At 44.4% G+C, this 15,063-nt stretch carries 10 protein-coding genes; 7 read left to right on the forward strand and 3 right to left on the reverse strand.

Going from position 1 to position 15,063, the window contains the following annotated elements; all coding sequences use genetic code 11:
- Nucleotides 1-230: 230 nt before the first annotated feature.
- The 4 genes from IAQ59_RS10605 to IAQ59_RS10620 all read left to right on the forward strand — a co-directional run bounded on the left by IAQ59_RS10605 (nt 231) and on the right by IAQ59_RS10620 (nt 7,220).
- Nucleotides 231-836 (forward strand): RNA polymerase sigma factor, encoded by a 606-nt coding sequence (locus tag IAQ59_RS10605; RefSeq protein WP_209330776.1) that lies wholly within the window; start codon nt 231-233, stop codon nt 834-836.
- A gap of 200 nt (nt 837-1,036) precedes the next feature.
- A complete protein-coding gene (locus tag IAQ59_RS10610) occupies nt 1,037-2,143 on the forward strand; it encodes a FecR family protein (protein ID WP_209330777.1) in 1,107 nt (368 codons plus the stop codon).
- 157 nt (nt 2,144-2,300) lie between these two features.
- Nucleotides 2,301-5,573: a SusC/RagA family TonB-linked outer membrane protein gene (locus IAQ59_RS10615; protein ID WP_209330778.1), complete on the forward strand. Its 3,273-nt coding sequence runs from the start codon at nt 2,301-2,303 to the stop codon at nt 5,571-5,573.
- 12 nt (nt 5,574-5,585) lie between these two features.
- Nucleotides 5,586-7,220, forward strand: coding sequence for a RagB/SusD family nutrient uptake outer membrane protein (locus tag IAQ59_RS10620; RefSeq protein WP_209330779.1), 1,635 nt, complete (start codon nt 5,586-5,588; stop codon nt 7,218-7,220).
- 555 nt (nt 7,221-7,775) lie between these two features.
- Here the strand turns inward: IAQ59_RS10620 and IAQ59_RS10625 are convergent.
- Together IAQ59_RS10625 and IAQ59_RS22620 are read right to left on the reverse strand one after the other, a co-directional pair.
- Nucleotides 7,776-8,480 carry a hypothetical protein gene (locus IAQ59_RS10625; protein ID WP_209330780.1) on the reverse strand — a complete coding sequence of 235 codons (705 nt, stop codon included), beginning with the start codon at nt 8,478-8,480 and terminating at the stop codon, nt 7,776-7,778.
- The gene (locus tag IAQ59_RS22620) at nt 8,471-8,665 is read right to left on the reverse strand and encodes a hypothetical protein (RefSeq protein WP_209330781.1); all 195 of its coding nucleotides are present in this window, start codon (nt 8,663-8,665) and stop codon (nt 8,471-8,473) included. Before IAQ59_RS22620 ends, IAQ59_RS10625 begins: the two co-directional genes overlap by 10 nt.
- Nucleotides 8,666-8,886: 221 nt before the next feature.
- On the opposite strand from IAQ59_RS22620, the gene IAQ59_RS10635 reads away from it, so the two are divergent.
- The gene (locus tag IAQ59_RS10635; RefSeq protein ID WP_209330782.1) at nt 8,887-10,329 is read left to right on the forward strand and encodes a sulfatase; all 1,443 of its coding nucleotides are present in this window, start codon (nt 8,887-8,889) and stop codon (nt 10,327-10,329) included.
- A gap of 364 nt (nt 10,330-10,693) precedes the next feature.
- Here IAQ59_RS10635 and IAQ59_RS10640 read toward each other — a convergent pair whose 3' ends face one another.
- The gene (locus IAQ59_RS10640; RefSeq protein WP_209330783.1) at nt 10,694-12,733 is read right to left on the reverse strand and encodes a right-handed parallel beta-helix repeat-containing protein; all 2,040 of its coding nucleotides are present in this window, start codon (nt 12,731-12,733) and stop codon (nt 10,694-10,696) included.
- Nucleotides 12,734-13,098: 365 nt separating this feature from the next.
- Between IAQ59_RS10640 and IAQ59_RS10645 the strand changes: the two genes are divergently transcribed.
- Both IAQ59_RS10645 and IAQ59_RS10650 read left to right on the forward strand, forming a co-directional pair.
- Nucleotides 13,099-13,698 carry an RNA polymerase sigma factor gene (locus tag IAQ59_RS10645; RefSeq protein ID WP_209330784.1) on the forward strand — a complete coding sequence of 200 codons (600 nt, stop codon included), beginning with the start codon at nt 13,099-13,101 and terminating at the stop codon, nt 13,696-13,698.
- A 159-nt stretch (nt 13,699-13,857) separates the two neighbouring features.
- Complete coding sequence (locus IAQ59_RS10650; protein WP_209330785.1) at nt 13,858-14,967, forward strand: FecR family protein; 1,110 nt, start codon at nt 13,858-13,860, stop codon at nt 14,965-14,967.
- The last annotated feature ends 96 nt before the right edge of the window (nt 14,968-15,063 follow it).

The following is a 15,063-nucleotide window of genomic DNA, read 5'->3' on the forward strand; positions in this document are numbered from 1 at the left end:
CCTGCCCAGCATTACAGAGAACCAACAAAAAGTGGCAACTTGCTGTTAAGTAAATAAGGAGCTAGTAATGGGAAGATTGAGGTGACTTTTGATCTGATTGGGTTTGGATGCTTTTCACTGAAGTGGTGAAGGCCCATAGCGGGTAATTTTATTTTAAAAAGATCTATGGAGTTTTAGGTAGATTTCATTATTATTAGTGACTATTATGACAATGAAGCCAAAATGCCCGCATGGAAAGTGTGAGAAAATCAACCTCTTTATCATCAGAATCGAATCCGGAAGAGCTTTGGAGGGCACTCAAATGCGGTGATCAATATGCCTTTGAATGCCTTTACAGGCAATTTGCCAAGGGGTTGTTCCAATTGGGCATCTCCATTTCTGGGGATGCGGATTTTACACAGGATTGCATTCAGGAGCTCTTTATCGATCTCTGGAAATACCGGGAGAATATAAAGGCTACTGACAATGTAAGACTTTACCTTTTCCGGTCACTATCTAACCGTATCCACAAGGAAAATAGAAGGGCCGCTCAATCGAGTGAGAAATTGCGCCAAGCCTATGAGGAGGCTTCCAACAAGATAGAAAGTGTGGAGACAACCTTGATCAACACCCAACGGAACGAAATGCTACAACGGAAGTTGGCAGATGGTCTTCAGAAGCTGCCGGTCAGGCAAAATGAAGTGATTCAATATTTGTATTTTGAAAGTCTGAGTTACGAAGAAGTAGCTAAAGTGATGGGTATAAACCTTCGTTCGGTTTATACCTTAGCCTGGAAGGCACTTGCTACCCTGCGTAAAGCCCTATGTTGGTTGTCCATTCCGCTGGTTATTGGGTAATCGTTGTTTTTTGGATCATAACCTATCTAACTAGTTTATTGACAGTTAAATAAGGGGTATAGGATTTGGTTTTTTTTGTCGAAAATTCCATGATATTCGGATGGTGCCGTTTTTTGGGTTAAAGAAATTTTAAAAATTTATTTTTTTTCGAGGATAACTTTTTGTGTTAGCGGTCTTATTATACTTGAAAGCCTTCTTTTATGAGCAAGTCCGAATATACTGTCGAAGATTTTGTCCTAGACCCGGAATTCCGGGCCTGGGTTCTTGTTCCGGATGGAGTGGTAAAGGCCTATTGGGAAGCCTTTTTGCGAAAGCATCCGGAAAAGCGTGTTGAAATGGAGATCGCGCGGAAGACATTGCTCCATTTGTCGAGAAATTCCTACGATGTGAGCGACAAGCGCATCGAGGATACTTGGTCCTCCATTCGTAGGGTAATCGATGACCCCAAGGAGGGGAGAGCAAACAGACGAGTAGTCCCTATCAGCCCGGAAAGTACTCTCAAGCATTTTACAACCGATAGACCAATGCATCGGTATCAGCCCAACCGTCAATTTTACAGGGTGGCCAGTATTTTGGTTTTGGTATTTGCGATGGGTGTCTTGTTTAACCTAACGTATCAGCCTCCGGAGGATAAAATTGTAGAAGTTCCGGTAGTGTATGAAGAACATATGGTTCCGCCAGGTGTGAAGTCCAATCTGACACTTCAGGACGGTTCTAAGGTGATATTGAACGCTGGCAGTACCCTACGTTATGTCAAGAATTTTGAAGCGGACAAGCGGGAATTGTTTTTGATCGGAGAAGCTTATTTCGAAGTAGCAAAAGATAGTTTAAGACCATTTACCGTCATAACGGGTCCGGTTTCCACCACCGCTTTAGGAACCTCGTTCAATATCAGTTCATACGATAATGAACCTCTCAGTGTGGCCTTGATTACTGGAAGGGTCAGTGTGGCGTTGGATTTTGACGAACCGGATCAGGTTAACTTGTACCCAGGTGAGGGGTTGTTCATAAAAATGGAAACGGGTGTACAAATGAAACACCAGATTCAGGAGGAAAAGGTGCTGGCATGGACAAGAAAGACCATCCTATTTGAGCAAACCCCCATGGAAGAGGCAATTCGGGTGCTGGAAAATTGGTATGGAGTCAAGGTTGAAATACAAAATCGCCCTGAAAGAGGAGTACTCCTTTCTGGAAGATTTGTAGATCAGACGCTAGAAGGTGTCCTAGAAGGATTGAGTTATTCAGCCCGGTTTGATTTTCAGGTAAATAAAGACCGGGTCATTATAAAATTTGAATCATCATTATAACCCCAGCGTGCCTATGTAAAACCCGTTAATATACGAAAATGGCCATGAATGATGGTGCATTCATGGCCCTTGAACTCCGGACGCAGAGACGGCAATCCCTGTATCCGTAAATGTTTGCTTAAACAATTGGCATAGCCCAAACAAACCAATCAAAGATATGAAAAAAAACATACTTAAGCATGTATTGCACATGACCAAGTTATTCTCTATTGCGTTCCTTTTCCAATGCCTTACCATGAGCCTCTTGCTGGCATGGAATGGGAATGCCCAAGTCAAGAACATTGAGGAAGTCAAGGTATCGTTATTCCTTGAGGATGTGAAAATCGAACGTGTGTTCCGTGAACTGGAAAAAAGCACGGGTTATAATTTTGTGTTTACCAACAAAGAGCTTAGGGAAATCCCAAATGTGGAGGTGAGGTCGGACGAGAATTCCCTGTACAGCGTTCTTCAGAGCTTGGCAACGCAAACCAACCTCAACTTCAAACAGGTGGATTACAATATACACGTAAAGAAATCGGAGAAAAACAGCGCGCTACCCATAGAAAAAATAGAAGCGGATATCACGATTACTGGAACAGTCACAGATGAAAAAGGAGAGCCCATACCTGGCGCTACAGTTTTTGTGGCAGGAACCAACTTAGGTACCGTTACCGATATAGATGGCAAGTTTAACATCAACGTTGAGGTAGGAGATGAAATTAGGGTTTCGTTTATTGGATACGAGACGCAGAGCATTAAGGTGGGCAACCAAACGCAGCTTACTATTTACCTTAAGGAGGATCAATCACTGATGCAAGAAGTGGTCGTGGTGGGATATGGTACCCAACGAAAAGCAGATATCACCGGTTCGGTGGCATCAGTGGGATCAGAAGCACTGGAAAATGCGGCTTCACCAAATATTGTTCAGGCTTTACAGGGTGTTATGCCCGGCCTATCCGTTTCCATCAATTCATCGAATGCCGAGCAAACCGCAAACATCACCATTAGGGGAGAACAATCTATCACCGCAAGTAACAATCCATTAATAGTCTTGGATGGAATCCCGTGGGCGGGTAATTTATCGGAGATTCCCTCTGCGGATGTCAAATCTATCGATGTGCTGAAAGATGCATCATCAACAGCGATTTATGGAGCAAGGGGAGCCAATGGCGTAATTCTAATTACTACAAACAAAGGAAATAGGGGACAAGCAAGAGTTTCTATCCGATCTTCCAATGGCATAGTCCAACTGGCAAAGAAGCCAGATTTAATGAATGCCGAACAGTTTTATAACCGCAAATTGGAATACCTTGAGACGGACCCTGATGTAGCTTTTACCCAAACAGAATTGGAAAACTATGCAGCGGGTAATTCCACAGACTGGATTGATATTATCACCAGAATGGGGCAACAACAAGAACACACCTTGTCCTTATCGGGTGGCGGGGATAGTCATTTGTTTTACATTTCTGGAAATTTTTTGAAAACCCAAGGTATCGCAAAGAATGATAATTTCTCCAGGTATTCTCTTAGATTGAATTTTGAAAAGGACCTGACAGACTGGCTTAGATTCGGCACGAATACATCCCTGGTATACCTCGATCGTGATGGTGTTCCTGCTGATTTTGGTGCTGCTTTCAGAATGAATCCATTGACTACACCGTTTAATGAAGATGGAACAATCAAAATTTTCCCATGGCCTGAGGATGTGTTTTTCAATAGTCCGCTGGGGGGCTTAAATGCGCAAAATTATGACCGTGACCATAATTTATTTTCCAATAATTACTTTGATATAGATATTCCATTTATCAAGGGATTAAATTATCGGATTAATACAGGGATCACATATGGACAGCTGACTCAGGAAACCTATTGGGACGACCAAACGCCCCAAGGTCTAGCAAATCGTGGGGTTTCCGATGTGTCAAATAGAAACACCATACGTACACTGGTTGAAAATATTCTTAATTATGAAAAAATAATTGGAGACCATACCATTAGACTGACTGGTTTATATAGTTTTCAAAGCGACGAGAATAAAATGCGGCGAGTTAGAGCAGAAGGGTTTCCAGGCCATGTTTTAACCACCTATCAGGAAAACGCGGGAACGCTGATCAACCCATCATCGAGTTTGACTCAAACTGGATTGGTTTCTCAAATGGTGAGGCTCAATTATTCCCTTAAAGGCAAATATTTGGTGACATCGACAATGAGGAGAGATGGATTTTCTGGTTTTGGGGATGACACTAAATTTGGAGCGTTTCCCTCCGTTGCACTGGGCTGGAACATATCAGAAGAGAATTTTATTGCGAACAATTTCAACTGGATTCAACTGCTAAAATTAAGGGCATCCTGGGGTAAGAATGGTAACCAAGCTATTGGAGCTTACAGAACACTTTCCAGGCTATCTGAAAACCATTACTTAGGTGGAAGCACAGGTACCACTACGGCTACCGGATACGTGCCTAATAGATTGGCAAATCCTAGATTGGGATGGGAAACCACCAGTACCTGGAATGCAGGTATAGATTTTATGTTGCTCAACGGACGACTTGGTGGGTCTTTTGATGTATTTAAGTCAAATGTAAGTGACTTGCTCTTAGACAGGCGAATTTCCTCCATCTTTGGGATACCTGGCTCAGAGATAACTGAAAATTTAGGTCGGACTGAAAATAAAGGCTTGGAATTTGGCATAAACGGTAAGGCAATTCAGACTCAGAATTTTGAATGGAACCTAGCGCTTAATTACAGTGCTGCGCGAAATAAGATAGTTGCGTTATACGGAGACGGTCAGAATGATTTGTTGAACAGGTGGTTTATCGGAGAGCCAATCAATGTGTATTATACCTATGATTTTGGAGGTATCTGGCAGTTGGACGATAATATCGGAGAAAGTGCACAGCCAAATGCCAAGCCAGGATGGGTCAAGGTTGTTGATACAAATGGAGATGGAGAAATCACACCGGAAGACCGTGTCATTCGAGGACAAACTTTCCCTGATTTTGTAGGTGGTCTAAATTCTAATTTTAAGTATAAAAATCTATCACTGAATCTGTTTTTTTCAGGGGTTATAGGTATCGAAAGGCCTAACGAACTCGGTAATCCTGGGCTGACCTGGGAGTATAGAAGAAACAACATTAATACATGGGATTACTGGACACCGGAAAATCCTACCAATAGGTATCCTGCCAATAAGATCAATGTAAACGCCAACCCGGGTGCTCCACTATTCGAAGATGCCAGTTTCGTAAGGTTAAGAGATTTAAGAGTAGCTTATGATCTAAGTCAGGTCGCAAAAAGGCTGCTTAATGTGAGCAGTTTCAATATTAGTTTTAACGTCAATAACGTATTTACGCTAACCAACTGGACGGGAGTTGATCCAGAACTTTCAGATCAGGAGTCGATTCCTCTGCAAAGAATATATGTTATGCGTGTCAATATTGGATTCTAAAAAATACAGGCAATGAAAAGATTTATAAATACGCTGTTATTATTCAATTTTATTCTGTTTAGTTCTTGTTTACATGAGGACTTCTTGGAAGAAAACCCAAGAGATATCATCTCTGCAAATAACCTGTATAGGAATTACGATGGGTTTCAAGCAGGGATTAATGGTCTTTACGCTTATGTTATAAAGGAAAGGAATGGTCCCGGAAATACCGGAAATTACGCTTTCAATATTCCCACTATGCAAGGGCTTGATATTTCCTATGGAACGAGATGGGGAGGGGGTGCATTCCTCGGATTTATCGATTTGCACTTATTGAATTCGGAGGTTGGGGAGTTTGGAGCCCTGTTTGAATGGCTGTACCAAGTGGTAAACGCTGCGAATACGATTATAGAACGTGCAGAGAATGCAGACGTTGACTGGCAAGGCACGAATACCGCAGAAGATGAAGCAAGAAAAAACCGTGTATTGGCCGAAGCAAGAACGATCAGGGCTTGGTCCTACCGTCATTTGACCAACCTCTGGAACGACGTGCCACTGACAACAAAAGAGTCAACGGGTGCAGATCTTGGTATAGAATGGAGACCTACGCCAAGAATCCAAGTAGAAGAGCAGATGGAAGCTGATTGGTTGTTTGCAATGGAACATCTCCCAGAAGTACAGGAAATCCCCGGTAGAATATCGCAGGCCGTACCAATGCATTATTTGGCAGAGTTATACCTTATTTGGGGACAGTACAGTGAGGCAGAGTCCATGGCGCTGAATTTGATCAATAATGGTAACTTTTCATTAGTTACTGAACGGTATGGAATTCAACGAAATCAACCAGGCACGCCATTCACCGATATGTTTATAGATGGGAATGTCAGCAGGAATCAGGGTAACACGGAAGTATTGTGGTCATTCCAAAGGGAATTTCAAGTTATCGGAGGAGAGAATCGGTCAAATATGCGACGCCTGTTCAATTCTCCCTACGATATCAAATTCAAGGGTGTTTCTCTACAGGTTACGGTTGAAAGAGGAGGTAGGGGACTATCTGCTGTTTCTTTGACAAAATGGGCTATTGAAAATTTTGGAGATAACGACGACCGTGGTGGCCCGTACGCTCTTCGGAAATATTATATCATCCAACCTGGAGATAGAATAGATGCAGGCGCAGGATATGCTTTGGGAGATACGCTATGGCTTGATTGGAGTGAAGAAAGAATGGTTTACAACAATTCTGGTTGGCCTTCTATCACCAAGTACGATTGGGCACTCGAACAGAACGTTAGAGCGGCACAAAGTTTTAAAGATGAAATTTACTTAAGGTTAGGAGAGACTTATTTACTACTCGCTGAGGCGCAAATTATGCAGGGCAAAAATACCGAAGCTGCTGAAACCATCAATGTGCTTCGACGGAGGGCAAATGCTCCTGAAATCACTTCATCGGATGTTTCTGTAGATTTTCTGTTGGATGAGCGCGCCCGTGAGCTTTTGTTCGAAGAACATCGCAAATATGTTTTGGTTCGTCATAACAAGTACGTTGAGCGGGTAAGGGCATTTAATCCGACAGTATCTTCACTGATTTCGGAGCAGTACCACTATTTGCCTGTGCCGCAACGTATTATAGACTCTTCTCCTGGATACCCTCAAAATCCCGGTTATTGATCTAAATTATTAAAAAACAAGAGGTTCAGTTCTTCCCTTGAGAACACCAAAGTGACAGCTATAGGATGACGATCCCAACCTGCAAGGAGTTGGTATATCGGTGCCAAGAAGTTCTAATTTACTGGTGTTCAACCGATAGTAATTGTGATAAAAAAGGGAATACGTTAAATTTGCGCCAAACGCCAACGCTTGTCTAATGACGATTTGGTTTCCAAGGGCCATTCCTAATCCGGTTTGGCCCTTGTTTTTTTGGCCGCCCCACCTAGGTTGAGAGCGAGGGGTGTTTAGTGAATTAGAAGTTTCTTCCATCCTTAGCAATGCACCTCCCATCCAGGGTAGATAGAACCTGCCGGATCACTAGGGTAATTGAGAGGGGGGCTTAATCATTCCGAAAGATATCCTGTTGCAGGAGAACTTCACCAAAGGAGATATCTTTTGCGGCAAGGACAAGAATGGTGGTAGGGAGTCGATGAATCCAGGATTGCAGTTTTTGTAGCAATACCGATAGGTTTTTTTGTGCATCCTGCGCAACCTTTTCCGTTTTTACCATCATCTTCACCGTAACCTCAGCCCCGTACCAGGCACGACTGGTAGATAAGAGATAGGATAAGATGAGCAGCAGGCCACTATTGGTCTTCCGGCCGCCCCGCCAAAGATCATTTTTTTCCGGTTTCCAAACCCTTTGACCTTATCGTCCTTGATAATGACGACATTTCTGTTCAGCAGGTGAAATTGGGAAATCATTTCGCCATAGTCCGCCATGTGCGCCGGGTTTTCGGTATCACCTAGAATAACGGTATTGGGAATCAATGAACCAATGCCGTACGCTTTGACAAAATCAACCGATCCGGTAAAAGGATCCGGTGCCGTAACTACCCGTGCAAAACCCTGCGTTTGCCGCTTCAGTAAAAATTCCTCAATATTTAGTTCGAGCGCTCGCAACCGGTCACTAGCGAGATGATCGCTGGTAAGAACCGTTGCTACCGTTAGAATTCCCCGGTTGTGGATAATTGAAATGGCAAAGTCAATAAGGTGCCAACGGCTGGTAGGTGCTCCGGAAAGTACCAATGGGCTTGGCCTCCATGCCTTTGTAGCCTTTTTTTGACTCAGGTTTAATAGGCTGGTGCCAATCATGGCCATGTAGATTTTTCGGCACACATCTCCCCATGCTGTCTTTAACTCGCGGCTTTGTAACCAAACAAAAATCAGTGAAATAAAAAGGAATGCCATGCCGGTGGCCACTGCGATGATCAAAAACATAACCGCAATGCACCCAACAGAACCGAGCAAGGATAAGGCCCAGTGCCCACCGCAGCGAAGGTGCCTTTAGGGATGGATCTGGAGGGGTTTTTTAAATTTCCAGACATATTTATTCCCGCCAAAATCCCGGTAACTGCGGGAAAAAACACTGCAATAACCACCTGGGGCCGAAACAACCACGCCATTTTAACCAAAGATTATCGCTACATTCGTTACGAGGATGGCTCAGAGGAATTGTACGACCTGAGTCGAGATCCCGATGAGTGGTAAAATTTGGCCGACCAACAAGCCTACGTTGAGGTCAAATCGGAACTGGGGAAGTATTTGCCAAAGATCAATGTCAAATGGGCTAAGGAATCACGGTATGACAACAATGACTATTTTCGGATGCAAAAGTAAGAGCAAAATGAATAGCTATAACAGGGGGTTCTACGTCGTTTTTCTACTGATCTTGCCGATTATTTGTAGCGAAGCCAAGAGTAAACCTAACATCATCCTGATCAATGTGGATGACCTAGGCTGGAAGGATTTAGGGTTTATGGGCAGTGATTACTATGAAACCCCAAACCTGGATAAATTGGCCGCGCAAGGTATGGTGTTTTACCATGCCTACGCTGCGGCGGCCAACTGTGCCCCGAGTAGGGCCGCTATGATGAGTGGGATGAATACCCCTAAACATCAGATTTATACCGTGGGTAGCTCGGAGAGGGGAGACGCGAAAACCCGAAGGATCATCCCCACGGCCAACAACGATTTTTTGCCGCATTCTATCTACACCTTGGCCGAAATGCTACAGGATAACGGGTATATTACCGGTACCTTTGGCAAATGGCATGTGAATGAAGATCCACGGCAACATGGTTTTGATGTAAACGTGGGGGGAAGCCAAAGGGGCAATCCGGGGAGTGGAGGATATGTTAGTCCGTATAAGATTGATTTTATAGAGGATGGTCCCGAGGGAGAGTATCTGACCGACCGTCTGACTGATGAAGCAATTGCCTTTATAATGGGAAACAGAAAAAGACGCTTTTTCCTGTATCTTCCTTTTTATTCCGTGCATACCCCTATTATGGGGAAGGCGGAATGGATTAAAAAATTTGAAAGTAAGCCCGGATCAGACGGACAGGATCGAGCAGATTATGCAGCAATGGTAGCTTCCGTTGATGAAAATGTAGGGAGATTACTGGTCGTATTGGATGAATTGAAACTCACGAAAAACACCCTCCTAATCTTCACTTCGGACAATGGGGGTATCCGGGACATCTCTTATCAAAACCCCCTTAGGGCAGGAAAGGGCTCTTACTATGAAGGAGGTATCCGGGTTCCGTTGGTTATCCGATGGCCAGGGAGGATTCAGGCCGGTAGCACATCCGATGTTCCGGTCACCCAGTTGGATTTTTTTCCCACGATCGGAAGTATCATCAAAGGGGGGGCTAGCCTAAGCAGTGATGCGTTGGATGGGCTGGACTTGACACCTCTTTTTGACCAACAGGAGCTAGCGGAAAGAGCACTTTTTTGGCATTTCCCCATTTACCTCGAGGCCTATAATCCCAAGGAGGATGGGGGAAGGGATCCACTCTTCCGGACCCGCCCCGGTTCGGTGGTTAGAATGGGCAAATGGAAGCTGCACCACTATTTTGAAAACAATGATTATGAACTCTATGACTTGGAGCAGGATCCCGGAGAGGCCCATAACTTGGTTGCTATCCAACCCGAAATGCGGGACCAACTCATATCCCTCCTTAACGCCTGGAGAAAGGAAGTCAACGCCCCGGTTCCAGGCCAGCCTAATCCGCTTTACGACGATGAATTTCACCGTAATCGGATAGAAGAAGTTCTCGCCAAATAGAAAAGATGCCTATCCATCTATTCCTGTTTTTCCCAAACTAGGTGTAGTTTGCCCTCTCTTCTTCCCGTTCCAAGTCCAAATCAGCCCAAAGCGCTGATTATTAATGGCTTGTCCAACCCTTCTAAAATTTTCCAATTTGCAATTGGAAAGGAACGGAATTACCAATAATCTATGGCTATCAAACCTTCTAATCCAGCCTCTTCACGAACTCTTTCCTTGCGTAAACCCGGCCTTCCCTGATATCTTCCTCGGTTTTTAATGCCCTTGAGGTGAGTTTTTCTTTAACGGTCGGATGTAAGCTAGACTAAACAAGCATGGCCTTTACGCTCCTAAAACATAAAGGGCTTTCTCCTTCTCAAATGGCTTACCTGTAGAAGGGCTGATTGTGGATTTGACTACGGGCCCCGTAAATGGGTTCCGGTAATCCTACTTCCAGCGCTCCCAAATCCGGTGCGTTTCCATTGAAATCGTCATTTACGTTTGGGATAAGAACACCTGCATCCACTGCCTTTCCTTTAGGATTAAGTTTGAAATTAAGGTCTACCGAATGATACACCGGACCGGGTACGTCCTCTCCGGGCGCTTTGATCGGCATGTTTAGATTTTCAAAGATGTCGTAGTCGACCAGAATGCCGTGGGCTTCAAGACCACTCGCTTTTCGCAGGTCAGTCAACGTAGCAAATTCCTGCCATTCTCCCCCGGGTGTTAGCCAACGGTACTGATTTGCTGGACTTCGGGCACCCCGATTGGTCCTATAACCGTTGTAATCCGCTACCGAATAGGCAGTGGTATAAGGGAAAGCCGCTATGACCGTCGGACCATCTGCCCCGAGAAACAGATTATTTCGGTAGTTTGAATTTGGGTGACCGCCACCGGCGTTGTTTTCGGCAATGAAGGTATTATGGTAGGCAATCAGGCCAGGCACTCCCCCATGAATCTTGAGCGCTCCCCGCACGATATGATAGAGCACATTTCTGATGTAGTAAGCAGGCCCCCCAAAGACGGGTTGCGCGCTTATCCCGCTTCCGGCGGAGTTCACACCGCGGTTTCGCATCACCCGGATATTGTGCACGCCTCCATCTGCCTCGATAAAGTCGTCGACCAGGAGGTGTAGATCATTGTTGTAAATATCAATCGACACAGCCTTTAGCTCCTGTTCCTTTTCCGGGGTACCGTAGGTGGATATGCCAATGGCATCGTGGAAGAAAGCGATCGAATTGTAGGCAATTACGTGCCCGGATCCGTAAACCTTGATGCCGTAGTAGGAATCGAGCAGGTGCGTCCCATAGGGAATCAGCCCTTCCCGGTGGGCCTGCCACCCGTATAATCGGTAGCGATCGTCGCGCCCGATGAGGACGTTATCTTGGATAAGGAAGTTTTTTGAGCCGGCGTATTCCGTCACAATACCCTCACCCACATTTTCAAAGCGGCAATTGCGTATGGTCAGGTTACTCGCTCCTGCCAGATGTTTTCTGCCGGCTTCAAACACTCTCCCCACATTTCGAAAGGTAAGTCCCTGGAAGATATGATGATCGGTAGCCATGACATTAAATAATATGGCTGCCCCGGCTCCGTCAAAGATCACTTCGCCATCCCCTGCTGCCTCGATGACGATGGGACGCTCCGCGGTGCCTTTTGCCGTGAAGAAATAGGTTCCATCAAAGGGGATGTTATGCCAATCGGGATAGTTCAGTAGATTCCCCTGATAAAGCCCCCCATGTATTTTAATGATATCCCCGGGCTGCACCTTATCTTCGGCCACTACGTTCCAATCTCCCTTGGTGTTGGTAGAACCGCCGTAAGCGGATACCAGGCCTGGGTAATGTGGTTCTTCTTTTTCGCCGGTATAATACTGGGGATAGACATGTCGTACTCTGCCCCCCTCGGCAGCCTTTGGTTCGGCGTGCGTGGAAACCGTCACTACTTTTACAGCTTCCCCTTCAACCCCGTCAGGATCTTCCAAAATGAAACGGGCTTCGTAGGCTGTGTTTTCGGTAAGATCCAAAATGCTTCCGGCAAACATGGCGGGTGTGGTGTAATCAATACCTGCTCTTTCGATGTGTTCTCCCCCGATGCGAAGGAGGGGCATGCCGTTTTTCCATTCACCGTCCGATCCGGCGATTCGATAGGCTACCTTTACCGTTGCATTCCGGTTATCGTCGCCGTGGATATACCACTCAAATCCAAGATTGAGCAAAGTTGGCGGCTCGACGATGAATTTCCCGGGGCTCACGGCACTCTGGGCGTTCAAAAGAAGAGGGAAGCAAAGAACCAATACGAAAGGTATTGCCGACCGGAGTAGGCGCAGCTTATCTTTATGCAGTGTCTCTAGTCGCCTACCAACCCATGTTGTGAGCCGCCTTCGGGGGAAAACAGTGGCGTAAAACCTTGTCGAGTAATTCATTCTTAAGGTGTTATCTTTATCGGCATTTGAATCAAGTTTGAAAATAAAAAAAATAGCAGTCAGAAAGGAGCAATATTCAAAAAAAATGACATACAGTTGCGGAGCTTACAGATATTCAAATTGATGGGATAGAAACGCTTACGCAATGGGATTATAACCGTACGAAGTTTCTGTTTCTGAGGTAATTTTAAAAAAGGCGAAAGACCATATATAGGTCACAATTTTTGTTTTTAAGCGCACAAATAAGCTGCTTCGCGTAGCAGTGGCTATGGATTTTTGGTTTCATCGTCAAAAACGCTGTGATTAGTTTTCAATTCATGGATTTTTACCTATTTTTCGGACCAATAAGTCCAATTTTCCAAATTATGCCCAGCCCAAAAAGTTATGCCAATTCAGATTCGTCTTTTGAGGATTCGGTGCTGTGGCAGCGGGTTAAGGTGGGAGATCGAACTGCTTTGCAGGCTTTGTATGTGAACTATGTCCAAGAACTGTTCCGTTTAGGTATGTCGATTAAGGCAGATCGAAGTTTGGTTAAGGATTGTATTCAGGATGTCTTTTTAAAAATTTGGCAGTACAGGGATACGGTAAAGCCCACGGACAATGTAAAGCTTTATTTGTTTAAGTGCTTGAGCAATAGAATCCATAAAGAAGTAGGAAGGGAAAAGCGCCGTTATGGCTCATTAAGTTCTGATTTAGAAGAAAGTCTGATTTGTGGTCAAGACGTTGATTCAGAAAATGCTTCAATACGGAAGGAAAAGGGGAGGGATCTAATGAAAGCGCTGAATGCCCTTCCATCCAGGCAGCACGAGGTTATTCAGCTGCTTTATTTTGAAAATCATTCCTACGAAGACATTTCAGCTATTATGGGCATCAACGTCCAATCGGTCTATACCCTTGCATGGAAAGCATTGACCAATTTAAAAAGGCAGATTTTATTCATACTGCTATCCTTGCTGACAACATAATGAGGGTAGTTGTTAAAATATCAACATATTATGGTTTTTTTTATTGTTTTTTTAACCAATTGGTCATGATATTATTTTTTATGTAAAAGTGAATTTTTTTCTGCAAACGAAGGATAGATTTTAATAGCCTGGGACTTATGTGGTCGAATTTAGCATCACATGGAGATTGCCAACTATACCGCAGAAGATTTCATATTAGATCCTTCTTTCAGAAAGTGGGTATTACAACCAAATACCGCATCCAATATTTTATGGGAAGATTTGTTGCGTAAGAATCCATCAAAATATGAGGAAGCCAAACAGGCCCGTGCCCTCATTTTACGCCTCAATGAGGCTAAACATTGGAGCCTCTCACAGGTAGAAATACAGGATTTGTGGAAGACCATTGATCGTAGACTCGACGAGGGTGAAAATGGCGCCACGCCCTCCGGAGAACCCAAGGTGATTCCACTGAACTCGTTAAGCACTCTGGAAAGGGGATTACCGAAAGAACCTTCAAAGGGACATCTATTGAGTTCATACGGTTCTCGTGTAGCCTGTATATTGGCGATTGCATTTGGGTTGGGTTATTTTTTTAGTTGGGTTTTTGAGAACACCTCTATTCCGGAGACCAGGACCGCCATATTAGAATATGTTGAACACCGGACAAATCCTGGTGTAAAATCCCAGCTGACCCTGAGTGACGGTTCCCAGGTTATTTTAAATTCAGGAAGCACGTTGACTTATGTAAAAAGTTTTGAGCAGGACAAAAGGGAGGTCTATTTAACCGGAGAGGGTTATTTCATGGTAGCGGAAGATTCTCTAAGACCATTCACCGTGCATTCGCGTGAAACGAAAACGACTGCCCTCGGAACCAGTTTCAACGTCAAGGCTTATGAAGGAGAATCGGTGGACATTTCGTTGCTGACTGGAAAAATAGCTGTGAAGCGGGAAGGTGAGCGTGAAGAAACGTTGATTTTACTTCCGGGAGAGGCAGTAGAAATTGACTCGGAAAACAAGGAGCTGTTTAGGAGGGGTTTTGATTCAGACCAGGTAATTGGCTGGACAAAGAAATGGATCATTTTTAAGAAAACGCCACTCATGGAAGCAATTAGGGTTTTGGAAAATTGGTATGGTGTCAAAGTATTGATCAAAAATAAACCTAAGCAGCAAGTCTTGCTCTCGGGAAGATTTCAAGATGAAACCCTGGAAAATGTGCTGGAGGGTCTGAAATTCTCCGTCAGATTTGAATATGCTATAAACGAGGAAAATGTAACCATTGTATTTTAACCCCAAAGCTTATGAGATAAACCCAAATTAAAAAAAAAAGCTGAGGATGCGCCAACATCCCCAGCTTATTGCAACACCGGAATTCATAGACCTGAA

The sequence above is a fragment of the Lunatimonas salinarum genome (assembly GCF_017811155.1).
Classification (GTDB): Bacteria; Bacteroidota; Bacteroidia; order Cytophagales; family Cyclobacteriaceae; genus Lunatimonas; species Lunatimonas salinarum.

What these genes read in the sequence shown, in the direction of transcription:
- IAQ59_RS10605 (WP_209330776.1), top strand. Translation starts at nt 231, where the DNA reads ATGGAAAGTGTGAGAAAATCAACCTCTTTATCATCAGAATCGAATCCG.
- IAQ59_RS10610 (WP_209330777.1), top strand. Translation starts at nt 1,037, where the DNA reads ATGAGCAAGTCCGAATATACTGTCGAAGATTTTGTCCTAGACCCGGAA.
- IAQ59_RS10615 (WP_209330778.1), top strand. Translation starts at nt 2,301, where the DNA reads ATGAAAAAAAACATACTTAAGCATGTATTGCACATGACCAAGTTATTC.
- IAQ59_RS10620 (WP_209330779.1), top strand. Translation starts at nt 5,586, where the DNA reads ATGAAAAGATTTATAAATACGCTGTTATTATTCAATTTTATTCTGTTT.
- IAQ59_RS10625 (WP_209330780.1), bottom strand. Translation starts at nt 8,480, where the DNA reads ATGTTTTTGATCATCGCAGTGGCCACCGGCATGGCATTCCTTTTTATT.
- IAQ59_RS22620 (WP_209330781.1), bottom strand. Translation starts at nt 8,665, where the DNA reads ATGGCGTGGTTGTTTCGGCCCCAGGTGGTTATTGCAGTGTTTTTTCCC.
- IAQ59_RS10635 (WP_209330782.1), top strand. Translation starts at nt 8,887, where the DNA reads ATGAATAGCTATAACAGGGGGTTCTACGTCGTTTTTCTACTGATCTTG.
- IAQ59_RS10640 (WP_209330783.1), bottom strand. Translation starts at nt 12,733, where the DNA reads ATGAATTACTCGACAAGGTTTTACGCCACTGTTTTCCCCCGAAGGCGG.
- IAQ59_RS10645 (WP_209330784.1), top strand. Translation starts at nt 13,099, where the DNA reads ATGCCCAGCCCAAAAAGTTATGCCAATTCAGATTCGTCTTTTGAGGAT.
- IAQ59_RS10650 (WP_209330785.1), top strand. Translation starts at nt 13,858, where the DNA reads ATGGAGATTGCCAACTATACCGCAGAAGATTTCATATTAGATCCTTCT.